The 22,806-nt window shown below is 36.1% G+C and carries 29 protein-coding genes and 9 pseudogenes; 37 read left to right on the top strand and 1 reads right to left on the bottom strand.

What is annotated here, in order from left to right; all coding sequences use genetic code 11:
* Positions 1-112 precede the first annotated feature (112 nt).
* The 30 genes and pseudogenes from OWR28_RS20650 (at position 113) to rplQ (ending at position 15,318) form a co-directional block, all read left to right on the top strand.
* The gene (locus OWR28_RS20650) at positions 113-403 is read left to right on the top strand and encodes a hypothetical protein (protein ID WP_332388310.1); all 291 of its coding nucleotides are present in this window, start codon (positions 113-115) and stop codon (positions 401-403) included.
* Between the two features lie 76 nt (positions 404-479).
* Positions 480-1,310, top strand: coding sequence for a GLPGLI family protein (locus OWR28_RS20645; protein WP_332388458.1), 831 nt, complete (start codon positions 480-482; stop codon positions 1,308-1,310).
* A gap of 215 nt (positions 1,311-1,525) precedes the next feature.
* Positions 1,526-2,151: pseudogene (gene rplC, locus OWR28_RS20640) on the top strand (50S ribosomal protein L3).
* Positions 2,142-2,770: pseudogene (rplD, locus tag OWR28_RS20635) on the top strand (50S ribosomal protein L4). Before rplC ends, rplD begins: the two co-directional pseudogenes overlap by 10 nt.
* A gap of 3 nt (positions 2,771-2,773) precedes the next feature.
* A complete protein-coding gene (rplW, locus tag OWR28_RS20630; protein WP_002983204.1) occupies positions 2,774-3,064 on the top strand; it encodes a 50S ribosomal protein L23 in 291 nt (96 codons plus the stop codon).
* Between the two features lie 22 nt (positions 3,065-3,086).
* The gene (gene rplB, locus OWR28_RS20625) at positions 3,087-3,908 is read left to right on the top strand and encodes a 50S ribosomal protein L2 (RefSeq protein ID WP_002983208.1); all 822 of its coding nucleotides are present in this window, start codon (positions 3,087-3,089) and stop codon (positions 3,906-3,908) included.
* Between the two features lie 2 nt (positions 3,909-3,910).
* Positions 3,911-4,189: a 30S ribosomal protein S19 gene (gene rpsS, locus OWR28_RS20620; RefSeq protein ID WP_002983209.1), complete on the top strand. Its 279-nt coding sequence runs from the start codon at positions 3,911-3,913 to the stop codon at positions 4,187-4,189.
* 2 nt (positions 4,190-4,191) lie between these two features.
* On the top strand, positions 4,192-4,590 hold the full coding sequence (gene rplV, locus OWR28_RS20615) for a 50S ribosomal protein L22 (protein WP_002983214.1): 399 nt from the start codon (positions 4,192-4,194) through the stop codon (positions 4,588-4,590).
* A gap of 7 nt (positions 4,591-4,597) precedes the next feature.
* Positions 4,598-5,347: a 30S ribosomal protein S3 gene (gene rpsC / locus OWR28_RS20610; protein ID WP_002983216.1), complete on the top strand. Its 750-nt coding sequence runs from the start codon at positions 4,598-4,600 to the stop codon at positions 5,345-5,347.
* A gap of 97 nt (positions 5,348-5,444) precedes the next feature.
* Positions 5,445-5,867 (top strand): 50S ribosomal protein L16, encoded by a 423-nt coding sequence (gene rplP, locus OWR28_RS20605; RefSeq protein ID WP_332388309.1) that lies wholly within the window; start codon positions 5,445-5,447, stop codon positions 5,865-5,867.
* Between the two features lie 12 nt (positions 5,868-5,879).
* On the top strand, positions 5,880-6,065 hold the full coding sequence (gene rpmC / locus OWR28_RS20600) for a 50S ribosomal protein L29 (protein ID WP_027381309.1): 186 nt from the start codon (positions 5,880-5,882) through the stop codon (positions 6,063-6,065).
* Between the two features lie 12 nt (positions 6,066-6,077).
* Entirely contained in the window at positions 6,078-6,332 is a 255-nt protein-coding gene (gene rpsQ, locus OWR28_RS20595; RefSeq protein WP_002661338.1) for a 30S ribosomal protein S17, read from the top strand.
* Between the two features lie 2 nt (positions 6,333-6,334).
* Positions 6,335-6,703: a 50S ribosomal protein L14 gene (rplN, locus tag OWR28_RS20590; RefSeq protein WP_002983226.1), complete on the top strand. Its 369-nt coding sequence runs from the start codon at positions 6,335-6,337 to the stop codon at positions 6,701-6,703.
* Positions 6,704-6,724: 21 nt separating this feature from the next.
* A complete protein-coding gene (gene rplX, locus OWR28_RS20585) occupies positions 6,725-7,051 on the top strand; it encodes a 50S ribosomal protein L24 (protein ID WP_002983229.1) in 327 nt (108 codons plus the stop codon).
* A gap of 13 nt (positions 7,052-7,064) precedes the next feature.
* Positions 7,065-7,616 carry a 50S ribosomal protein L5 gene (gene rplE, locus OWR28_RS20580; RefSeq protein ID WP_065400324.1) on the top strand — a complete coding sequence of 184 codons (552 nt, stop codon included), beginning with the start codon at positions 7,065-7,067 and terminating at the stop codon, positions 7,614-7,616.
* A gap of 3 nt (positions 7,617-7,619) precedes the next feature.
* Positions 7,620-7,889 carry a 30S ribosomal protein S14 gene (rpsN, locus tag OWR28_RS20575; RefSeq protein ID WP_002983233.1) on the top strand — a complete coding sequence of 90 codons (270 nt, stop codon included), beginning with the start codon at positions 7,620-7,622 and terminating at the stop codon, positions 7,887-7,889.
* Between the two features lie 145 nt (positions 7,890-8,034).
* Positions 8,035-8,433, top strand: a complete 399-nt coding sequence (gene rpsH / locus OWR28_RS20570; RefSeq protein ID WP_002983236.1) for a 30S ribosomal protein S8 — start codon at positions 8,035-8,037, stop codon at positions 8,431-8,433.
* Positions 8,434-8,450: 17 nt separating this feature from the next.
* Positions 8,451-8,996, top strand: a complete 546-nt coding sequence (gene rplF / locus OWR28_RS20565; RefSeq protein ID WP_002983238.1) for a 50S ribosomal protein L6 — start codon at positions 8,451-8,453, stop codon at positions 8,994-8,996.
* A 15-nt stretch (positions 8,997-9,011) separates the two neighbouring features.
* Positions 9,012-9,365, top strand: a complete 354-nt coding sequence (gene rplR / locus OWR28_RS20560; RefSeq protein ID WP_002983242.1) for a 50S ribosomal protein L18 — start codon at positions 9,012-9,014, stop codon at positions 9,363-9,365.
* Between the two features lie 19 nt (positions 9,366-9,384).
* Positions 9,385-9,905 (top strand): annotated as a pseudogene (rpsE, locus tag OWR28_RS20555) (30S ribosomal protein S5).
* 11 nt (positions 9,906-9,916) lie between these two features.
* Positions 9,917-10,093: a 50S ribosomal protein L30 gene (gene rpmD / locus OWR28_RS20550; protein WP_002983247.1), complete on the top strand. Its 177-nt coding sequence runs from the start codon at positions 9,917-9,919 to the stop codon at positions 10,091-10,093.
* A 21-nt stretch (positions 10,094-10,114) separates the two neighbouring features.
* Positions 10,115-10,564, top strand: coding sequence for a 50S ribosomal protein L15 (gene rplO, locus OWR28_RS20545; RefSeq protein ID WP_002983250.1), 450 nt, complete (start codon positions 10,115-10,117; stop codon positions 10,562-10,564).
* Positions 10,565-10,573: 9 nt separating this feature from the next.
* Positions 10,574-11,952: pseudogene (secY, locus tag OWR28_RS20540) on the top strand (preprotein translocase subunit SecY).
* Positions 11,953-11,955: 3 nt separating this feature from the next.
* Complete coding sequence (infA, locus tag OWR28_RS20535; protein WP_002983257.1) at positions 11,956-12,171, top strand: translation initiation factor IF-1; 216 nt, start codon at positions 11,956-11,958, stop codon at positions 12,169-12,171.
* 62 nt (positions 12,172-12,233) lie between these two features.
* A pseudogene (gene rpmJ, locus OWR28_RS20530) lies at positions 12,234-12,349 on the top strand (50S ribosomal protein L36).
* A 9-nt stretch (positions 12,350-12,358) separates the two neighbouring features.
* Positions 12,359-12,736: a 30S ribosomal protein S13 gene (rpsM, locus tag OWR28_RS20525; RefSeq protein ID WP_002983260.1), complete on the top strand. Its 378-nt coding sequence runs from the start codon at positions 12,359-12,361 to the stop codon at positions 12,734-12,736.
* 12 nt (positions 12,737-12,748) lie between these two features.
* A complete protein-coding gene (rpsK, locus tag OWR28_RS20520; protein WP_002983263.1) occupies positions 12,749-13,138 on the top strand; it encodes a 30S ribosomal protein S11 in 390 nt (129 codons plus the stop codon).
* Positions 13,139-13,157: 19 nt separating this feature from the next.
* Positions 13,158-13,765, top strand: a pseudogene (gene rpsD / locus OWR28_RS20515) (30S ribosomal protein S4).
* Positions 13,766-13,798: 33 nt separating this feature from the next.
* Positions 13,799-14,794: a DNA-directed RNA polymerase subunit alpha gene (locus tag OWR28_RS20510; RefSeq protein ID WP_002983269.1), complete on the top strand. Its 996-nt coding sequence runs from the start codon at positions 13,799-13,801 to the stop codon at positions 14,792-14,794.
* 6 nt (positions 14,795-14,800) lie between these two features.
* Positions 14,801-15,318, top strand: a pseudogene (rplQ, locus tag OWR28_RS20505) (50S ribosomal protein L17).
* Positions 15,319-15,416: 98 nt separating this feature from the next.
* Here the strand turns inward: rplQ and OWR28_RS20500 are convergent.
* A complete protein-coding gene (locus OWR28_RS20500) occupies positions 15,417-15,818 on the bottom strand; it encodes a hypothetical protein (protein ID WP_332388299.1) in 402 nt (133 codons plus the stop codon).
* A gap of 237 nt (positions 15,819-16,055) precedes the next feature.
* Here OWR28_RS20500 and OWR28_RS27230 point away from each other — a divergent pair.
* From OWR28_RS27230 to eno, 7 genes and pseudogenes are all read left to right on the top strand, one after another.
* Positions 16,056-16,923, top strand: a pseudogene (locus tag OWR28_RS27230) (beta-galactosidase); the annotation flags it as partial.
* A 165-nt stretch (positions 16,924-17,088) separates the two neighbouring features.
* Complete coding sequence (locus OWR28_RS27225) at positions 17,089-17,724, top strand: hypothetical protein (protein ID WP_494168503.1); 636 nt, start codon at positions 17,089-17,091, stop codon at positions 17,722-17,724.
* 258 nt (positions 17,725-17,982) lie between these two features.
* On the top strand, positions 17,983-18,615 hold the full coding sequence (locus tag OWR28_RS20485; RefSeq protein WP_332388296.1) for a response regulator transcription factor: 633 nt from the start codon (positions 17,983-17,985) through the stop codon (positions 18,613-18,615).
* 5 nt (positions 18,616-18,620) lie between these two features.
* Positions 18,621-19,448: a hypothetical protein gene (locus OWR28_RS20480; protein WP_332388295.1), complete on the top strand. Its 828-nt coding sequence runs from the start codon at positions 18,621-18,623 to the stop codon at positions 19,446-19,448.
* A gap of 616 nt (positions 19,449-20,064) precedes the next feature.
* Positions 20,065-20,871, top strand: a complete 807-nt coding sequence (locus OWR28_RS20475) for a histidine kinase (RefSeq protein WP_332388294.1) — start codon at positions 20,065-20,067, stop codon at positions 20,869-20,871.
* A gap of 49 nt (positions 20,872-20,920) precedes the next feature.
* Positions 20,921-21,208 carry a hypothetical protein gene (locus OWR28_RS20470; RefSeq protein WP_332388293.1) on the top strand — a complete coding sequence of 96 codons (288 nt, stop codon included), beginning with the start codon at positions 20,921-20,923 and terminating at the stop codon, positions 21,206-21,208.
* A 290-nt stretch (positions 21,209-21,498) separates the two neighbouring features.
* Positions 21,499-22,790, top strand: a pseudogene (gene eno / locus OWR28_RS20465) (phosphopyruvate hydratase).
* The last annotated feature ends 16 nt before the right edge of the window (positions 22,791-22,806 follow it).

The following is a 22,806-nucleotide window of genomic DNA, read 5'->3' as shown; positions in this document are numbered from 1 at the left end:
ATAAGGATTTGTTTAACATAATAAAATAATTGCAATATTTTCCATAAAATATTTGGTATTTTATTTTTTGGTCTTTATTTTTGATACGTTTAATAAACAAAAACTAATAACAATGAAAAAACTGTTTTTTATCGCAGCGTTAGCTGTTGCGGGTATGGCAAGTGCAAATACCTCTGAAATTAAAGATGTTAATGCTGAAAATGCAAAAGAGAAAACCATCTTAGTGGAAAGCAAGAATCAGCAGGGAGTTACTCAAACTCTTAAAGTCACATTTAAGCCATATAACTGGGTTACAATTGTGACACCTTGCGGCGCTGTTTTTTACCTTGATTATAATGATTATGCTACAACAGACGAATTCTGGGATGATGTACATCATTTTGCCGAAATAAAGTGTTCGTAATCCGTTTAAAAGAAAAAATATAGAATCGGTTGCTTCATGCTTCCGATTCTTTTGTTTATAATGTTATAAATATGAAATTTTATTTACTATTCTTTTTTTAACAGCCTCGGTTTTTCATGCTCAGTTTCGCATTGATAATCCAAACTTTTCTATGAAAACATCTACTTACAAAGTTGAAAATTATGATACAAGTTTGTACAATGTTTATTACCGGTTAGAGTTTGTTCCTGATGTTGCTCGTAAAGAATTGAAAAAAGAAAGTGTCTGTATTCTTCAGGTAGGAAAGGATTACTCGAAATTCAGTGATGTGAAGCAGCTTAAATCCGATTCGCTGAGTGAAAAGTACAGTCACCAAAAAGAGATTAATGGAAAGGAGATGGAAGCACTGATGAATATAAATGTTGTCTTTCATCCGGTGATTTTAAAAGATATTTCGAAAAGAAAAATTACGTATCAGGGGAGAATAAAAGGAATATATCAATATCAGGAGGAACAGCCTGATTTTAAATGGAAGCTGGAGAAGGGTACCAAAACTATCTTAGGATATGCCTGTAAAAAAGCAACTGTGAAATATAAAGGAAGGGATTATGTTGCCTGGTTCACAGATTCAATATCTTCCAATAATGGGCCATATAAATTTGAAGGACTGCCGGGGCTTATACTTGAGCTGACAGATACAGGAAATGAATTTCATTTTGTTGCCATTGCCATTGACAAGAAAAATCTGCCTATTTATCTTAGAAGTGAAGACAGAATACTGAATGTCACTAAAGAAAAATACAGGGAGGTAGAAAAAAACTATCATGATAACCCGGGTATTTTTCATGGGAAGGCTTATAATGCAGACGGAAGCCCAATGATAGTTAAATCCAAACCCTTGCCTTATAATCCGATTGAGCTGGAATAATTTCAATGATGAATATTGCGATGAGATCAACCTGATTTTTTGTAAATGATTAAAAATCAAAATATTTTAGTCGAAATATTTGTCAGTTACAAAATTATTCGTAGATTTGCACACTCATTTTAGGGGCGTGGTATGCCTATATCAAAAGTAGAAATTACCTCAGACTCCCGGAAAATGGTGATAAATAAAGGATAAATTTTATTATAATATAAACAATGTCAGGTATTATTGGTAAAAAATCGGTATGACATCTTTGTTTAACGAAGAAGGAAAAAACATTCCTTGTACAGTTATCCAAGCTGGTCCATGCTCGGTTTTACAGGTCAGAACCTTAGAAAAAGACGGTTATAAAGCTGTTCAGTTAGGTTTCGATGACAAGAGTGAGAAGAACGTTGGTAAAGCGTTAGCTGGTCATTTTAAAAAGGCTGGTTCTGCTCCTAAAGCTAAATTAGTTGAATTCTACAGAGAATTCGTTGATGAAGTAAAAGTAGGAGAAGAAGTAAAAGTTGATTTATTCGCAGAAGGTGAATATGTTGACGTAACAGGAACTTCAAAAGGTAAAGGCTTCCAGGGTGTTGTTAAAAGACACGGATTTGGAGGTGTAATGCAGGCAACTCATGGTCAGCACAACAGACTTAGAGCTCCAGGTTCTATCGGTGCTGGTTCAGACCCTTCAAGAGTATTCAAAGGGATGAGAATGGCTGGAAGAATGGGAGGTAAGCAGGTAACTGTTCAAAACCTTCAAGTGTTAAAAGTTGATCAAGAACAAAATCTTTTAGTAGTAAAAGGTGCTGTTCCGGGAGCTAAAAATTCTTATGTAATTATCAGAAAATGGAACTAGTAGTATTAAATACATCAGGAAAAGAGACCGGAAGAAAAGTAACTCTAGACGAAACAGTATTCGGAATTGAGCCAAATCAGCACGCGGTTTACTTAGAAGTTAAACAGTATCTTGCTGCTCAAAGACAAGGTACTCATAAAGCAAAAGAAAGAAGCGAAATTACGGCTTCTACTAAAAAGCTTAAGAAGCAAAAGGATCAGGATCTGCCAGATACGGTGATATCAAATCTCCGGTATTCAGAGGTGGAGGTAGAGTATTCGGACCAAAACCAAGAGACTACAGATTCAAATTGAACAAAGCTCTTAAGAGATTAGCTAAAAAATCTGTATTATCTCAGAAAATGAGAGACAACAGCATTAAAGTTTTAGAAGATATGAGCTTTGCTGCTCCTAAGACTAAAGATTTCATCAATGTATTAAACGCATTGGAACTTAACGGTAAAAAATCTTTATTCGTTCTTCCTGAAGCTAACAAGAATGTATATTTATCTTCAAGAAACTTACCTAAAGCTAAAGTAATGAACTTCAACGAAATCAGTTCTTACGATTTAGTAAATGCTGGTGAGATCATTTTCTTCGAAGGTGCAGTTGAAAAATTCCAGGAAAATTTAAAGAAATAAATCATGTCAGTTATTATTAAACCAGTTATTTCAGAAAAGGCTAATTACCTTACAGATTTAAGAGGTTCTTATTCTTTCTTAGTGAATCCTAAGGCGAATAAAATCGAGATCAAAAAAGCTGTTGAAGCAGCTTACGGTGTAAAAGTAGCAGACGTTAACACAATGATTTATGCTCCGAAGGTTTCTTCAAAATACACTAAAAAAGGTCTTCAAGTAGGAAAGACAAACAAATTGAAAAAAGCGGTAATCAAGCTTGCTGAAGGTGAGGTTATCGATATTTTTGCTGTAAATTAATTATTAATTATAAATAATAGTAATGTCTGTTAGAAAATTAAAACCTATCACCCCGGGACAGAGATTCAGAATTGTAAACAATTTTGAGGAAATTACTACTAACAAGCCAGAGAAATCTCTAGTAGTTGGTATTAAAAAGTCAGGTGGACGTAACAATACAGGTAAAATGACCATGCGTTACACCGGAGGTGGACACAAAAAGAAATACAGAATTATTGACTTCAAAAGAAACAAAGCAAACGTTGAAGCTACTGTAAAATCTGTAGAATACGATCCAAACAGAACTGCATTTATCGCTTTATTAGAATACGCAGACGGAGAGAAGAGATATATCATCGCTCCAAACGGTATCAAAGTAGATCAGAAAGTAGTATCAGGAGAAAGCGTTGAACCAAACGTAGGTAACGCAATGAAATTGAAAAACATTCCATTGGGTACTGTAATTTCTTGTGTTGAAATGAAACCTGGACAAGGGGCAATTTTAGCAAGAAGTGCTGGTTCTTCAGCTCAATTAACTTCAAGAGATGGTAAATATGCAATCATCAAGTTACCTTCAGGAGAATCAAGAATGATCCTTACTGAATGTATGGCAATGATTGGTTCTGTTTCCAACTCAGATCACCAATTAACTGTATCAGGTAAGGCTGGTAGAAGCAGATGGTTAGGTAGAAGACCAAGAACAAGAGCGGTTGTAATGAACCCTGTAGATCACCCAATGGGTGGTGGTGAAGGACGTTCTTCAGGAGGTCACCCAAGATCTAGAAACGGTAAACCGGCTAAAGGTTACAAAACTAGAAAGAAAAACAAAGTGTCTAACCGTTACATCGTATCTAAAAGAAAATAATTATGGCAAGATCACTTAAAAAAGGACCGTTCATTCATCATACTTTAGATAAGAAGGTTCAGGCAAATATAGAGTCTGGTAAGAAGACAGTTATCAAAACTTGGTCTAGAGCATCTATGATCTCTCCGGACTTCGTAGGACAAACTATTGCTGTACACAACGGGAAATCTTTTATCCCTGTATATGTTACAGAAAACATGGTTGGTCACAAGTTAGGCGAATTTTCTCCAACAAGATCTTTCAGAGGTCATGGTGGTAACAAAAACAAAGGAAGCAGATAATCATGGGATCAAGAAAACAAGATAGTTCAATCGCAAGAAAAGAAGCTAACAAAGACGTTGTAAAAGCTTCATTAAATAATTGCCCGTCTTCTCCGAGAAAAATGAGATTAGTTGCTGATATCATTAGAGGAGAGCAGGTAGACAAAGCACTTTATATCCTAAAATATTCTAAGAAAGATGCTTCTAACAAGTTAGAAAAATTACTTCTTTCTGCTATGGCTAACTGGCAAGTGAAAAACGAAGGTGCTGATATCGAGGAAGCAAACCTTATCGTTAAAGAAATATTTGTGGATAGTGCAAGACAATTGAAGAGACTAAGACCAGCTCCACAAGGTAGAGGGTATAGAATCAGAAAAAGATCTAACCACGTTACATTAATCTTAGGTAACAAAGAAAATTAATCAAGGTATGGGACAGAAGACAAATCCAATTGGTAACAGATTAGGTATCATCAGAGGATGGGATTCTAACTGGTTTGGTGGAAACGATTATGGAGACAGAATCGCTGAAGACTACAAAATCAGAAGATACCTTGAAGCTAGATTATCTAAAGGTGGTATTTCAAAAATTTATATTGAAAGAACTTTAAAATTAGTTACAGTAACTATTACTACTGCTAGACCGGGGCTTATCATCGGTAAAGGAGGTCAGGAAGTTGATAAACTGAAAGAAGAGTTGAAAAAATTGACTGGTAAGGATATTCAAATCAACATCTTCGAAATCAAAAGACCTGAATTAGATGCTGTATTGGTTGCTGATAGTATTTCTAAACAAATTGAAAACAGAATTTCTTACAGAAGAGCTGTTAAAATGGCAATGGCAAGTACTATGAGAATGGGTGCTGAAGGTATCAAAGTTCAAATCTCTGGTAGATTAAACGGAGCTGAAATGGCAAGATCAGAATCTTTCAAAGAAGGAAGAATTCCATTGTCAACTTTCAGAGCTGATATCGATTACCACTGGGCAGAAGCTCACACTACTTATGGTAGACTAGGGGTAAAAGTTTGGATCATGAAAGGTGAAGTTTACGGTAAAAGAGAACTTTCTCCACTAGTGGGACAACAGAAAAAAGGAGGTCAGTCTGAAAGAGGAAACAGAGGAGGAGACAGAGACAACAGAAGACCTAGAAAAAACAACAACAATAACAATAATAATTAAAATTTTAGATTAGAGTTTTGAGTTTTAAATTACCGTTACTTTTTTAAAATAAAAAAAAATCTAAAATCTAAAATCTAAAATCTAAAATTTAGAAATTATGTTACAACCAAAAAGAACCAAATTCCGTAGAGTTCATAAGATGAAGATGAAGGGGAATGCCCAGAGAGGTAGTCAACTTGCTTACGGAACTTTCGGGATTAAAGCAACGGAAGGTGCTTGGATCACTGCCAGACAAATTGAAGCTGCGCGTATCGCTGCAACAAGATATATGAGAGAAGGTCAGCTATGGATCAAAATCTTCCCAGATAAGCCAATTACTAAAAAACCAGCGGAAGTACGTATGGGTAAAGGTAAGGGTGCTGTTGAATATTGGGTAGCTGTAGTAAAACCAGGTAAAATTATGTTCGAAGTGGGAGGTGTTCCTTACGAAGTAGCGAAAGAAGCTCTTAGACTTGCTGCACAAAAATTACCGGTAGTTACTAAATTCATCGTTGCTAACGATTTTGTTAAACCTCTATAATCTTTGAATACAATGAAAAAAGCTGATATTAAAAATTTAAGCGCGGGTGATATTCAAGCTCAATTAACTGAAGCAAAAGCTCAATATTCTAAATTGAAATTGGCTCATGCTATCAGCCCAATTGAAAACCCGATTCAAATCAGAGATTTGAGAAAAACAATCGCAAGACTAAACACTGAGTTAACTAACAAACAATAATTTCATTTTACAATGGAAAGAAATTTAAGAAAAGAAAGAATCGGAGTTGTTTCCAGCAATAAAATGGAAAAGACCATTGTTGTTAGTGAAACGATGAGAATGAAGCACCCGATGTATGGTAAATTCGTATTAAAAACGAAAAAATATACTGCACACGACGAGAACAACGAATGCAACGAGGGAGATACAGTTTTAATCCAGGAAACTAGACCTTTGAGCAAGAACAAGAGATGGAGATTAGTAAGAATCATTGAAAAAGCTAAGTAATAATGTTACAAACAGAATCAAGATTAAAAGTTGCTGATAACACAGGTGCAAAAGAAGTACTAGTTATCAGAGTTCTGGGAGGAACCAGAAGAAGATATGCTTCAGTTGGTGATAAAATCGTTGTTACTATCAAGGATTCTACACCATCAGGAAACGCTAAAAAAGGTCAGGTATCTAAAGCTGTAGTAGTAAGAACTAAAAAAGCAGTAAGAAGAAAAGATGGTTCATACATCAAGTTCGACGACAATGCTTGTGTATTACTAAACGCAGCAGGAGAAATGAGAGGAACCCGTGTTTTCGGACCAGTTGCTCGTGAGTTGAGAGACAAAGAATATATGAAAATCATTTCATTAGCTCCTGAAGTACTTTAATTTTTAAAATTTTTTAAAGAAATGTCAAAGTTAAAAATAAAAAGAGGAGATAACGTAATCATTACTACTGGTAAGAAAGATATCAAAGGTAAGACTGGTGAAGTTATTGAAGTGATCAAGAAAGAAGGAAGAGACCCTAGAGTAGTTGTTGCAGGACTTAACATCATCAAAAAGCACGTTAAGCCTTCAGCTTCAAATCCTCAAGGAGGAATCGTTGAAAGAGAAGCTTCTATTCATATCTCAAACGTAGCTTTAGTTGGTAAAGACGGAAAAGCTATCAAAGTAGGTTATAAAATCGAAGGAGATAAGAAAGTAAGAATCAACAAAAAAACGGGTGAAACTTTATAATTTTAAATAACACATGGAATATATAGCAAGACCCAAAAAAGCATATAAAGAGACAATTGTTCCTGCAATGATGGAAGAATTCGGGTATAAGTCAGTAATGCAAGTACCTAAATTAGAGAAAATCGTTGTATCACAAGGTTTAGGTGATGCTACTGCAGACAAAAAAATCATTGATTATGCTGTAGAAGAGCTTACGAATATCACTGGTCAAAAGGCTGTTGGTACGATCTCTAAGAAAGACGAAGCTGCTTTCAAATTGAGAAAAGGGATGCCAGTAGGTGCAAAAGTTACCCTAAGAGGAAATCAGATGTATGAATTCTTAGACAGACTTACTTCTTCTGCTTTGCCTCGTATCAGAGATTTCTCTGGAATCAAAGCTGATGGTTTCGATGGTAGAGGTAACTACAACTTAGGTATTACTGAGCAGATTATCTTCCCTGAAATCGTAATTGACAAAGTGAAAAAAATCCAAGGGATGGACATCACTTTCGTTACTACTGCGAAAACAGATAAAGAAGCTAAAGCATTATTAACTCACTTCGGTTTACCATTTAAAAAGAACTAAGAAATGGCTAAAGAATCAATGAAAGCGCGTGAGCGCAAAAGAGAAGCACTAGTTGCTAAATACGCTGCTAAAAGACAGGCTCTTAAAGAAGCTGGTGATTACGAAGGACTTCAAAAATTGCCTAAAAATGCTTCTCCTGTAAGATTACACAACAGATGTAAACTGACAGGTAGACCAAGAGGATACATGAGAACGTTCGGAATTTCCAGAGTAACTTTCAGAGAAATGGCAAACAACGGTCTTATCCCAGGTGTAAGAAAAGCTAGTTGGTAATAATTACTAATTAAAACTCGGGACAATTAAGTTGTCAAGATACTAAAGAATAAATATCAGACTGAAGATTTCTGAAGTCTGATATTTTACTCTTCAAGTCTTTTCAAAACTGATTGTTCTTTAACCAATAATTTATAAAAGAAAAATGGTAACAGATCCAATTTCAGATTTCCTAACAAGAGTAAGGAACGCACAAAGCGCAGGCCACAAAGTGGTGGAAATTCCTGCATCGAAAATCAAAAAGGAGATTACTAAGATCTTATTTGATCAGGGCTATATCTTAAACTACAAGTTTGAAGATAACGCTGTTCAAGGAGTGATCAAAATCGCTTTAAAGTACGATAAGCAAACTAACAAACCAGCTATCAAGTCTATCCAAAGAGCTTCTAGACCAGGTTTGAGACAGTACAAAGGTTCAGCTGAGCTTCCAAGAGTACTAAACGGTTTGGGTATTTCTATCATCTCTACTTCAAAAGGAGTAATGACTGACAAGAAAGCTAGAGAAGAGAAAGTAGGCGGTGAAGTAATCTGCTATGTTTATTAATTTTTAATCACAGGAAAATGTCAAGAATTGGTAAAGCAATTATAACAATTCCAGCAGGAGTTACAATCACTGAAAACAATGGTGTAGTAACTGTAAAAGGAGCTAAAGGAGAACTTTCTCAGGAGCTTACAGCAGGAATTACTTTAGAACAAAAAGATGGTGAACTTAACGTAAACAGACCATCTGATTCTAAACAACACAAAGCGCTTCACGGTTTATACAGAGCGTTGATCGCTAACATGATCGTTGGTGTATCAGAAGGTTTCGAAAAGAAACTAGAACTAGTAGGGGTAGGATACAGAGCTTCTCACTCAGGTCAAAAACTTGAATTAGCTTTAGGATTCTCTCACGGTATCGTATTAGAACTTCCAAATGAAGTAAAAGTTGATACATTGACTGAAAAAGGTAAAAACCCAATTATTACTTTAACGTCTCATGACAAGCAACTTCTAGGAATGGTTACTGCAAAGATCCGTTCTTTCAGAAAGCCTGAGCCATACAAAGGAAAAGGTGTAAGATTCGTTGGTGAAAATGTTAGACGTAAAGCTGGTAAATCTGCTTAATAAATTATAAGTATTATGGCATTAAGTAAATTAGAAAAAAGAATAAGAATCAAAAGAAGAGTAAGAGGGAAAATCTCTGGATCTTCTGAATTGCCAAGATTATCTGTATATAAAAGTAATAAGGAAATTTACGCTCAGTTAATCGACGATAAAAATGGTAAAACTTTAGTATCTGCTTCTTCAAGAGAGAAAGGTGTAGACGCTAAAGGTACTAAGACTGAAGTTTCTGCTGCTGTTGGTAAAGCTATCGCTGCTAAAGCTATCGCTGCAGGAATCGAAAGTATTGTATTTGACAGAAACGGATTCGTATACCACGGTAGAGTAAAAGCTCTAGCTGATGGTGCAAGAGAAGGTGGACTTAAATTCTAATCATTAAATTTCGGAAAATATGTTAGGACTAGATAATATAGAAAGAGTAAAACCGGGAGGATTAGAATTAAAAGATCGTCTCGTAGCTGTTAACAGAGTAACAAAAGTAACAAAAGGGGTAGAGCTTTCGGATTTTCTGCTATCGTTGTAGTAGGAAACGAAGAAGGTGTTATCGGTTTCGGTTTAGGAAAATCTAAAGAGGTTGCTTCTGCAATTGCTAAAGCAGTTGAAGACGCTAAGAAAAACCTTGTGAAAGTTCCTGTAATGAACCATACTATTCCTCACCAAACTACTGCTAGATACGGTGGTGCAGATATCTTCCTAAGACCTGCTTCTCACGGTACAGGACTTATCGCCGGAGGTGCGGTAAGAGCGGTATTGGAATCTGCTGGTATTCACGATATCCTTTCAAAATCTAAAGGATCTTCTAACCCTCACAACGTGGTGAAAGCTACTTTCAAAGCGTTATTAGACATCAGAAGACCTGAAGAAATCGCTAGAATGAGAGGAATTTCTCTAAGTAAAGTGTTTAACGGTTAATAATTAAAACAATGGCAACAATTAAAGTAAAGCAAGTAAGAAGCGCTATTGGTAGAACAAAAACCCAAAAGAGAACGCTTGAAGCATTAGGATTAAAAAAACTTCACCAAGTTGTAGAACATGAAGCTACTCCTTCTATCTTAGGAATGATCGCTGCAGTAAACCACTTACTTGAAGTTCAAAAATAATTTTATAAAAGAGAAATTAAAATGAATTTAAATAACATAAAACCTGCTGCAGGATCTACTTTCAACTCAAAGAGAATTGGTAGAGGTCAAGGTAGTGGAAAAGGAGGTACTTCAACAAAAGGACACAAAGGTCAGAAGTCTAGAGCTGGTTATTCTCAGAAAATCGGTTTCGAAGGTGGACAAATGCCTTTACAAAGAAGATTACCTAAATTCGGATTCAAAAACGTAAACAGAAAAGAGTTTAGAGGAGTAAACCTTGATACAATCCAAACTTTAATCGAGAACAAATCCATCACCGGAGATATCACGAAAGAAGTTTTAGTAGAAAACGGTTTAGTTTCTAAAAACGAATTAGTGAAAATTATGGGTAGAGGAGAATTGAAATCTGCGGTTTCAATCTCTGCTGACAAATTCACTAAATCTGCTGAAGAGCTTATTGCTAAGGCAGGTGGAAAAGCAATTACCTTATAATACTTACTAATGAAAGAATTTATACAAACACTTAAAAATATTTGGAGTCTTAAAGAACTTAGAGATAAAATTCTCTTTACTTTAGGTATTATCCTTGTGTATAGATTCGCATCTTATATCTCACTTCCGGCAATTAACCTTGCAGAGGTGGGAGATCTCTTAGAGCATTATAAAAATCAAGGCGGTAACAAGCAAGGAGCAGGTCTCCTTGGCTTGCTTTCGTCGTTTACGGGGGAGCTTTCAGCCACGCTTCCGTAATGGCGTTAGGAATCATGCCTTATATTTCTGCTTCTATTATTGTTCAGTTGATGGGGATGGCTATTCCTTATCTTCAGAAGCTTCAGAAAGATGGAGAGTCAGGTAGAAATACATTGAACCAAATTACAAGATGGTTAACGATTGGAGTTTGTCTGGTACAGGCACCTTCTTACTTAACTTCTATTACTCAATTATTCTTACCGTATGCTCAGTTCCAGTCTGCATATTATGTAGAGCCAAATTCTATCATGTTCTGGCTGCCAAGTATTGTTATCCTGGTTGCCGGTTCAGTATTCGCAATGTGGTTAGGTGAAAAAATCACTGACAAAGGTATCGGAAACGGTATCTCTATCCTTATTATGGTGGGGATCCTTTCAAGATTACCTGAAGCATTCGTACAGGAGATGGCCGTGCAGAACGGTAAAGGAGGAATGGGATCTATCATGATCCTTATTGAAGTATTATTCTGGATGTTGGTAGTTCTTTTAGCAGTAATCTTATCAGTAGCTGTTAGAAAAATTCCGATTCAGTATGTAAGCAGAGCTCAAGCAAGAGGAGGTGTAAACAGAAATCTTATGCAGGGAGCAAGACAATGGATCCCATTGAAAGTAAATGCTGCTGGTGTAATGCCGATTATCTTTGCCCAGGCATTGATGTTCGTACCAGGATTATTAACAAAATTCGATGAGTCTAATACTTTTCTTGCAGGTTTCAAGAATGTTTTTAGCTGGCAGTACAACGTATTGTTTGCGCTATTAATTATTATCTTCTCATTTTTCTATACTGCGATTACAATTCCGGTAAACCAGATGGCTGATGACTTGAAGAGAAATGGAGGTTTAGTACCGAAAGTAAGACCCGGTAAAGAGACCGCTGATTATTTAGATGATATTTTATCAAAAATTACCTTGCCAGGTGCAATTTTTTTATCTATCTTTGCAGTCCTTCCGGCAATTGTGCATGGAAGCTTTGTTCAGACAGATGCGTTTGCCCTATTTTTCGGGGGAACGTCCCTATTAATTATGGTGGGTGTAATTTTAGATACAGTTCAACAGATTAATACTTATCTGCTGAACCATCATTATGATGGCTTAATGCAGTCTAAATTATCAAGAACGACTGGATATTAATTTATGGCAAAACAAAAACATATTGAACAAGATGGCGTGATCGTGGAAGCACTTTCTAACGCCATGTTCCGTGTAGAGCTGGAAAACGGGCATATCCTTATTGCTCATATCTCCGGCAAAATGAGAATGCATTATATTAAACTTTTACCTGGAGATAAGGTAAAACTAGAAATGTCTCCCTATGATTTGACAAAAGGGAGGATCACATTTAGATATTAAAACAATTAGCCAAATGGAATACCCATTCCATTTGGCATTTGTAAAAAATAAATACTATCAAAATGAAAGTAAGAGCATCAATTAAAAAAGAAGCGCTGATTGCAAAATCGTACGCAGAAAAGGTGTACTGTTCGTAATCAACAAGAAGAACCCAAAATTTAAACAAAGACAAGGTTAACATTAAATTATGGCGAGAATTGCAGGTATTGATTTACCAAAAAACAAAAGAGGTGTTATCGGTTTAACTTACATCTATGGAGTAGGAAGAAGTACTTCTTCTGAAATCCTTAAAGCTGCCGGTATCAGCGAAGACAAGAAAGTCAACGAATGGAATGACGATGAATTGGCTGCAATCAGAACATATATCTCTGAAAACGTAAAAGTAGAAGGAGAATTGAGATCTGAAGTGCAATTGAACATCAAGAGATTGATGGACATAGGATGCCAACGAGGAATACGTCACAGACTTGGATTACCTTTAAGAGGCCAGAGAACGAAAAACAACTCTAGAACACGTAAAGGGAAGAGAAAAACTGTTGCTAACAAGAAAAAAGCTAGTAAATAATCGTTAGGAATTATGGCAAAACAAACTAAAGTAGTTAAGAAAAGAAAAGTAAAAGTTGAAGCTATTGGTGAAGCTCATATTCAGGCTTCTTTCAATAACATCATCATTTCTTTAACAAATAAAAACGGAGAGGTTATCTCTTGGGCTTCTGCCGGTAAAATGGGATTCAGAGGTTCTAAAAAGAATACTCCATTTGCTGCTCAGATGGCAGCTGAAAATTGCTCTGCTGTAGCTCACGAAGCTGGTTTAAGAAGAGTAAAGGTGTTTGTGAAAGGTCCAGGTGCAGGTAGAGAATCTGCTATCAGATCTATCCACAATTCAGGAATTGAAGTTAGCGAAATCATTGATGTGACTCCTATGCCACACAATGGATGTAGACCACCAAAAAGAAGAAGAGTTTAATTTTTAGAATTTACCCATTATGGCAAGATATATTGGACCTAAAACTAAGATTGCTAGAAAGTTTGGTGCTGCAATCTACGGAGATGATAAAAACTTCGAAAAAGAAAAAACCAACCGCCAGGACAACACGGTCCTAACAAAAGAAGAGGTGCTAAAAAATCAGAATATGCAGTTCAGTTAGCTGAAAAACAAAAAGCTAAATATACTTACGGTATTTTAGAAAGACAGTTTGCTAACTTATTTGACAAAGCACACAGAAGTAAAGGTGTAACAGGGGAAGTTCTATTACAACTTTGTGAATCAAGATTGGATAACGTAGTATACAGATTCGGTTTTGCTAAAACAAGATCTGCTGCTAGACAATTGGTTTCTCACAGACACATCACTGTGAACGGAGAGATTCTTAATATCCCTTCTTACTTGGTAAAAGCTGGTGATGTAATCGCTGTAAGAGAAAAGTCTAAGTCTCTTGAAGTTGTTACCAATGCATTGGCTTCTAAGTCAAACTATGAGTGGTTACAATTCAACGATGAGAAAAAAGAAGGAACTTTCGTTTCTGCTCCTGAAAGAATCCAGATTCCGGAGGACATTAAGGAAAACCTTATCGTCGAACTTTACTCTAAATAATTTTTTAATCAAATTTTTGCTCAACCCAATAATATGGCAATTTTACAATTCATAAAACCCGATAAAGTAATTTTACTTAACTCTGATGAATTTAAAGGTCAATTTGAATTCAGACCTTTAGAACCAGGTTTCGGGCTTACAATCGGTAATGCTTTGAGAAGAGTGTTGCTTTCTTCTCTGGAAGGATACGCTATTTCATCTATCAAAATAGAAGGTGTAGAGCACGAATTTTCAACTATTCCAGGAGTAATCGAAGACGTTACCGAAATTATTCTTAACCTTAAGCAGGTAAGATTAAAAGCTGCAGCAGAAGGCCAGGCTAACGAGCAGGTTGTTGCTAAAGTTTCAGGTCAAACGGTTATTACTGCTGGTGATTTAGGAAAGTCTATCAACGGATTTGAGGTTCTGAACCCGGATTTGGTGATCTGCAACCTAAACACTGATGTAACTTTCGAAATTACTTTCAATATTGAAAAAGGTAGAGGATATGTTCCTTCAGAACAAAATAAGTCAAACAATGCACCTGTAGGTACTATTGCTATTGACTCTATTTTCACGCCAATCAAGAAAGTACAATACAGCATTGAAAATTATCGTGTAGAGCAAAAAACAGACTACGAAAAACTTGTATTAGATATAGAAACTGACGGGTCTATAAGCCCTCAGAATGCTTTAACAGAAGCTTCTAAGATATTAATTTATCACTTCATGTTATTCTCTGATGAGAGAATCACTCTTGAAACTGAAGCTGTAAAAGCATCTATCCAGTACGATGAAGAAACTCTTCACACAAGACAACTTCTTAAGTCTAAATTAGCAGATATGGATCTTTCTGTAAGAGCCCTTAACTGTCTGAAAGCAGCTGAAGTAGAAACTCTTGGAGAATTGGTTTCTTACAGTAAGTCTGATTTGATGAAATTCAGAAATTTTGGTAAAAAATCTTTGACAGAACTAGAAGAATTAGTGCATTCAAAAGGTCTTAACTTCGGTTTCGACGTTGCAAAATATAAGTTAGACGCTGATAAATAATTAATAATGAGACACGGTAAAAAATTCAATCACTTAGGAAGAACAGCTTCTCACAGAAGTGCTTTACTTTCTAATATGGCTTGTTCTCTAATTGAGCATAAAAGAATCAACACTACTGTAGCTAAAGCTAAAGCTTTAAGAGTATATGTTGAGCCTCTATTAACAAAAGCAAAAGAAGATACTACACACAACAGAAGAGTAGTATTCTCTTACCTTCAAAATAAATATGCGGTTGCTGAATTATTCAGAACTGTAGCTCCTAAAATCGCTGAAAGAAACGGTGGTTATACAAGAATCATCAAGACAGGATTCAGACCAGGTGATGCTGCTGATACTGCTCTTATCGAACTAGTAGATTTCAATGAGCTTTACAACCCTAATGCTGAAGAGAAAAAGCTACAAGAAGAAGCAGAAGATCTACAACGGCTAAAAAAGCTGAAGCAGTAGTTGCTGAAGCTCCGGCAGTAGAAGAGAAAGTAGAAGAAGCTAAAGCTGATACTACTGAAGAAAAAACTGAAGAATAATATTCATTCAGATAGATAAAAAAAAACCATCCGGATCCCGGATGGTTTTTTATTTAATGCATATTCACTTCCCTCAACATTGGAGGGACATTTTTATTTTAGATTTTAGTTCTTTTCAGCTCAATAATATTGTTTCCTTGTTCCAGGTGAAGGCTGTCTCCTTTTACCCTTGCAGTCATATCATCTTTCTTGTAAATGGTTTCATCACCTTTGGTTTCTGATTTAGGCAAGGTGAATGTTTTTTTGTTGCTGGTGATGGCTACCGTACTTTCTTTCGGATCGTTTTTAAATACTACTTTCACCAGTGTTCCGTCAGTAGCTTTATAAACAAAATCTGTTTTCTCTGTTTTTTGTCCGTTGATGTCTACAGTAGAAGAGCTTTGTGTTACCGAATCTATCTTTCCGTTGTTGTCTGTAATTACAGTTTCTGAACTGTCTGTTTTAATAACACTTTTGTTCCCGCTTTCACTTTTTTTGCAGCTGATTAATGTCAGTGCCAATACAGCACCTAGTGCTAAAAGACTTTTTCATGATTATATTATTTGATATTCAATTGATTTTTATATTTTAAATTTTACAAAAATCATGCCTTACAATATGAGAAATTTCAGCCGTTATTTTAGCATAATCCTTTTATTTTTCTCTTTGAATACTGTGTTTTCTCAAAAGGAAAATTTGAAATCAGAGATGGACATTTCTTCTTAAATGGAAAACCTTTTACCATATATTCAGGAGAAATGCATTACCCGAGAGTTCCGTCAGCATACTGGAAGCATCGTTTGGAGATGATGAAAGCAATGGGTTTAAATACGGTTACAACTTACGTTTTCTGGAATTATCATGAAGAAGCTCCGGACATGTGGAATTTTTCTGGTGAAAAAGACCTGCAGAAGTTTATAAAAACAGCACAGGAAACAGGCTTATATGTTATTATCCGTCCCGGGCCTTATGTTTGTGCAGAGTGGGAATTTGGCGGATATCCGTGGTGGCTTCAAAAATAAAGAGCTTGAAATAAGAAGATATAATACAGCCTTCTTAGAAGAATGCAGGAAATATATCAATCAACTGGCAAAACAGATTAAACCCATGCAGATCACGGACGGCGGTCCGGTGATTATGGTACAGGCGGAAAATGAATTTGGTTCTTATGTAGCTCAGAGAAAAGATATTTCTCTCGAAGAGCACAGGAAATACAGCCATAAGATCAAAGAAATGCTTCTGAAAAGCGGAATTTCGGTGCCGTTATTTACTTCAGATGGAAGTTCACTTTTTAAAGGAGGTTCTGTTGAAGGTGCTTTACCAACAGCAAACGGAGAAAGTGATATTAATGTCTTAAAGAAAAGTATCAATGAATATAATGGAGGCAAAGGTCCCTACATGGTTGCAGAATATTACCCGGGATGGCTTGATCACTGGGCAGAACCTTTTGTTAAGGTGTCTACGGAAGAAGTCGTAAAGCAAACGAATCTGTATGTAGAAAATGGAGTTTCTTTCAATTACTATATGATCCATGGAGGAACCAACTTCGGATTTACAAGCGGTGCCAATTACGATAAAGACCATGACATTCAGCCGGATCTTACAAGTTATGATTATGACGCTCCCATCAGTGAGGCAGGATGGGCTACCCCAAAATATAATGCGTTGAGAGCAATTTTTCAGAAAATAAGTAAAAATAAGCTTCCGGAGGTTCCAAAGCCGGTAAAAGTTATCACAATTCCTGAAATTGAATTCTCAAAAGTAAGCAGCCTTTTTGATCTTACTGATCGTATGAAACCTGTTAAGAATGATAAGCCACTTACGTTCGAAGATCTGAATACCGGAAACGGCTATATACTCTACAGAAAAAAGTTCGATACAGACCAGAAGGGATTACTGGAGATAAAAGGATTGCGTGACTACGCGAATGTTTATATCAACGGAAGATGGAAAGGGGAGCTGAACAGGGTAAATAAGAAGTATGATCTGGATATTGAAATCAAATCCGGAGACCGCCTGGAAATTCTGGTTGAAAATATGGGGAGAATCAATTATGGAGCAGAGATCGTTCATAATCTGAAAGGAATTATCAGCCCTGTGAAAATAAACGGAACTGAAGTTTCCGGAAGCTGGGAAATGCTTCCGCTGCCTTTTGATACCTTTCCAAAACATCATTTTAAAAATAAAGATATTGAAGACCACTCAGCTGTAATTCAGGAAGCAGAATTTACCCTTAATGAAACGGGAGATACTTTTCTTGATATGAGAAATTTTGGAAAAGGAATTGTTTTCATCAACGGAAGAAATGCAGGACGATACTGGAGTACAGCAGGCCCCCAGCAAACACTTTATATTCCCGGTGTATGGTTGAAAAAGGCAGAAACAAGATTCAGATCTTCGAACAGATCAAATTTCATAATAAGATAAGTGGTATCGACCATCCAATTCTTGATCAGCTTGTGAAATAATAATTGATATTGTAATATTTATAACAACTTTTTTGAATTTATTTTGATTTGTTGTAAAATACTCATATAAATATTGTTTTTAAAATGAAAATTTGATTAAATTTAATAGCAGCTAAAAAACTGAACCATAACCACAAACTCAGCCCCTAATATTACCCAAAGGTGTAATTGATTTCAAATTGTTTTCTGTTGAAATTTGCTTCAAACAAACAAAGACATGAGCATTTCCATAGCCATAGTAGAAGACGAGAAAAACTACAACAATGCGTTGAAGAAGGTCATCAATTATCAGAAGGATATGAAGGTGATCGCTCAGTTCTTTGATGGAAATGACGCAATGATGCATCTGCCCGGCATTTCTCCTGACGTTGTCATGATGGATATCCAGTTACAGGATATGCTTGGAATCGAGATCATAGAAAAACTGCGAAAAGAAATGCCCGAGACACAGTTTATTATGTGTACCAGCTTTGATGATGACGAAAAGATTTTCAATTCTTTGAAAGCTGGTGCTATGGGATATCTTGTAAAAGGGGAAAGCATGGATAAGATTCTTTCTTCGATACGGGATGTATATAGCGGCGGTGCTCCGATGAGTTTTTCTATTGCGAGAAGAGTGCTGAAACATTTCGAAAATAAACTCCCGGAAATCAAAGGCTTTGATGAACTTACAGAACGTGAAAAGGAAATTCTTGAACTTCTTTCGCAGGGGCTTCTGTACAAAGAAATCGCAGACAAAAAATTCATCAGCATCGATACTGTGAAAAAGCATGTCGGAAATATCTACAGAAAACTTCACGTGAACAACAAAGTGGAGGCTGTCAATAAATTTAACCAATCAAAAAACTAAGAACCATGGAAAAAGAACTGTATGATTTTAAATGTGCATTGGAAGCAACCATCATTGCAATGCAAAAAGCTGGAACGATTAAAAGTTTCTATGAAATGACAGAGTTTACCGAGAAGGACCAATGGATAAAAGACTATATCACAAAAACAGGTGTGGATTTTCTTGTAAACCAGCCTATAGGTGATGAAGAATTCCGGGTAAATAATGGGTTATTTCAACAGCGGGCTCCAGGCCTCAGCCAGGAATTGTATATTGATTTCCGCTTATTTGAAACGCTTGTCCGAGGTCATTTGAATGATGGCTATACAATAATGAAGGTATCTTTTAGAGAAATTACAGACAGTACAATTAGTGACTTTTCCAGAATGATGCCTGAAGAAAACCAATTGTTGTTGAAAAGTATAAAAGGATATTTATATGCAACTCTTTCTTTTCATGAGGCAGCAGATACAACCAGATTGGATAAACATTATTTTGTTTTTAATCTGGATACCTATTATGAGGTTAATGTTAATCAACTTGGGGATTTCAACGGGACCAATTTAGGCAGAACCCTTACTGATGCATCCAGTGATGCTTATGTAGCCAACTCTATACGATATGATTTGATTCTGGTGAAACAATATATCGATAGGATACACATGTATTTGGAAGGCTGCCTCGGAAAAAATGTAATCAGAATCGATTTTATCCCGTGTATAGGAAAGAAGAAAACGGTAAGTTTTGGAGCAGGAAAAGAATCCGTATATCTTGCAACTATGCCGGCAGATTCTAATAAACAATTATTTAGCGCAGATTTTCCATATTACGATCAGGGAAGTTTGGAGCCATAAAATGCTTATTACAGTTTACTATATAATTTCTTTTATTGTTTTAATAAAAGGAATAATAGTTTTGAGAGGAAGAACAGTGTCCTCTCAAGACTATTTTTTGTTGTATTTATTCGTAAATTTTACGGTAGACTTTTTCAGAGATTAATCTTATTGCAACTAAATCCATTCAATATAATTATTTGAATGTTTTCAACAGTTTTTATTTTATTATCTTTTATTTCAGATACATTAAAAACAGGAATATAGCTGTTGCGCTGTCAGCAATCGTTTTAATAGTAATAATATTGGATATTGAGCTTTTTTATGTTGATAAATATAACTTAAATCTTGCTATTACGTATTGCGTCATCAATATATTGCAGGTGCTGTACTGGTGCAGCTATAAATTAAACAATATCAATCAATCAAAAATTACAGATGATCCCGTCTTTTGGATTTCAACATCGATACTTTTATGGAGCTGTTTTTTCTTATTTAGAATAACTCCTATGTATCTGCTGGACGAAATAGATAAACCGTTCCTAAAGCTTTTGAAACAACTCTTGAACATTATCAATATAATAAGCTGCGGTTTATTCTATGTTGCTTTGAATAAATATAATTTGCTGAATAAAAAATGAAGTCTTTACCTCCGGAAATAAAACTTATTTTTTTAATTGCATTACTTTTAGTCGTGCTTTTAGCTGCCTTTACAGTTTTCATTGTATTGATGTACAATAGAAAACAGCTTTTATACCTGAAAGAGAAACAGCTTAAAGAAGCAGAACATCAGAATCAGCTCCTTCAGAAAGAACTGGAAAAACAAAAAATTCTTGAACAGGAACGGGAGCGTATCTCCCACGATATGCATGATGACCTTGGGGCAGGAATCTCCGCATTGAAGCTTCAGGCAGAATTTTTGAAGCAGAAAGCAGAAAATGATGATCTGCAAAGCGATATCGAAGAGCTTCTGAAGACTTCTGAAGAAATGAATATCTCCATGCGCGAAATGCTCTGGAGCCTGAATGCCGGAAATGATACCCTGGGAAGCTTTATCGACTATGCTATTCTTTATACCACAAATTTTTTAAAGAAAACAAAAATAATGGTGTACTCAGAAAGCGAAGATATCATAGCGGAAACACCCATTTCCACAGAAATGAGGCGTAATCTTTTTCTCTGTTTAAAAGAAGCCGTCAATAATGTATACAAACACAGCCATGCAGATACTTTGAAACTTTCTTTCTTACAGGAAAAAAATAGCTTCTCAATGAAAATATCCGACAATGGAACCGGTATTTCTGATGATCAGAAAGAAGGTAACGGACTTAGAAATATGAGAAGAAGAATGAATGAATTGTCCGATGAATTTAGCGTGATACACGAACACCATGGAACCTGCCTGCTTTTCAGACATAATACTGTAAATACCCCTTTTGTGTAATTGACTGCTCTGCTTTTTAGAAGGAAATTTGGTGTATAAAATTAAAGCCATGAAAACTCTTATTAATGACAGTATTGGAGATTTGGAAGCCGCTTTAAAAAACGACACTGATCTTCAGGAAAAATTCAGGACCAATCCCATAGAAGCTATTAAAGAGGTAGAAATAAGAAGCCCGAAGGACACCGATTGCTGGATCTACAGAATTATAGTGCTTATGCTAGGCTTTGCCATTATTGCCATTATAACCGGTCTTATTCTTATATCTTTCCTGGGTAATGGGAAAACTCCGATAGCCAGCTGGTCACTATTTTTGCAACCATTTCCTCGGGAGCAATAGGTGCTTTAGCCGGGCTGCTGTCACCTTCACCCAGAAAATAATGGTTTTTACATTATTCTGAAAACCAGACAGCCCTAAAATCAATCGTAAAGCTCCGGCATTTTAAGGTGCGGCACTTTCTCATATCAGCATTCTCCCGTTTTAACCCATTGAATTCCCACAAAGAAATTGACCAATTATCATAATATAAATTAACTAAAATTTAACTTGGAATTATCTCAAAAAAATCCCGTGAAATACCCCTAAAAGTTAAATTTTGATTAAATTTGTCTAAACTAAAAAAAATAAAAATGAGTGCAATTTCTTACATAGAAGCAAGACAGATTTTAGATTCCAGAGGAAATCCTACCATTGAAGTAGATGTATTTACAGAAAGCGGGGCAATGGGCCGTGCAGCAGTTCCTTCAGGAGCATCTACAGGAGAACACGAAGCGGTAGAATTACGTGATGGCGGTTCAGAATATCAGGGGAAAGGAGTCCTGAAAGCTGTTGAAAATGTAAAAGAAGTAATTGCAGAGAATTTGGTTGGACAGCCGGTTTTCGAACAAAATTATATCGATCAGATTATGATTGATCTTGACGGAACGGCTAACAAAGGAAATCTTGGTGCTAATGCTATTCTTGGTGTTTCTCTGGCGGTGGCAAAAGCTGCAGCTGCAGAATTGGGGATGCCACTTTATAAATATGTTGGTGGGGTGAATGCCAACACGCTTCCTGTTCCAATGATGAATGTAATCAACGGTGGATCTCATTCAGATGCTCCTATCGCATTCAGGAATTCATGATTATGCCGGTAAAAGCAGACTCTTTCTCTCATGCATTGAGAAAAGGAACTGAAATTTTCCACAACCTGAAATCAATTCTTAAAGGAAGAGGTCTTTCTACAGCAGTAGGAGATGAAGGAGGTTTTGCTCCTACTTTCAACGGAACTGAAGATGCTTTGGATACATTGCTTCAGGCGATCGAAAAAGCAGGATATAAGCCTGGAGATGATATTATGCTGGCATTAGACTGCGCTGCTTCAGAGTTTTACAAAGACGGAACTTACGATTACAGAAAATTTGAAGGAGATAAAGGAGCTCACAGATCAAGAGAAGAGCAGGTTTCTTACCTTGCTGAGCTGGCTGCTAAATATCCGATCATTTCTATCGAGGACGGTATGCAGGAAGATGACTGGGAAGGATGGAAAATGTTAACAGACAAAATCGGTGACAGAGTACAGCTGGTAGGTGACGATTTATTCGTAACCAATGTAGACAGATTGTCAAGAGGAGTAACAGAAGGTATTGCCAACTCAATCCTTGTAAAAGTAAACCAGATCGGTTCCCTTTCTGAAACAATGGCTGCTGTACAGATGGCTCAGAACAACAAGTTTACTTCAGTAATGTCTCACAGATCAGGAGAAACTGAGGATTCTACCATTGCTGATTTAGCAGTAGCAATGAACTGCGGACAGATCAAAACAGGTTCAGCTTCAAGATCAGACAGAATGGCAAAATACAACCAGCTGTTAAGAATTGAAGAAGCTCTTGGTGAGACTGCCATTTTCCCTGGTTTAGGCGCATTTAAAATCAAAAGATAATCGAATTTATAAATAA

Source organism: Chryseobacterium sp. 1B4, assembly GCF_036631475.1.
Lineage (GTDB): Bacteria > Bacteroidota > Bacteroidia > Flavobacteriales > Weeksellaceae > Chryseobacterium.
Note: the sequence above shows the minus strand (reverse complement) of the source record. Positions and strands in the feature narration are given on the sequence as shown.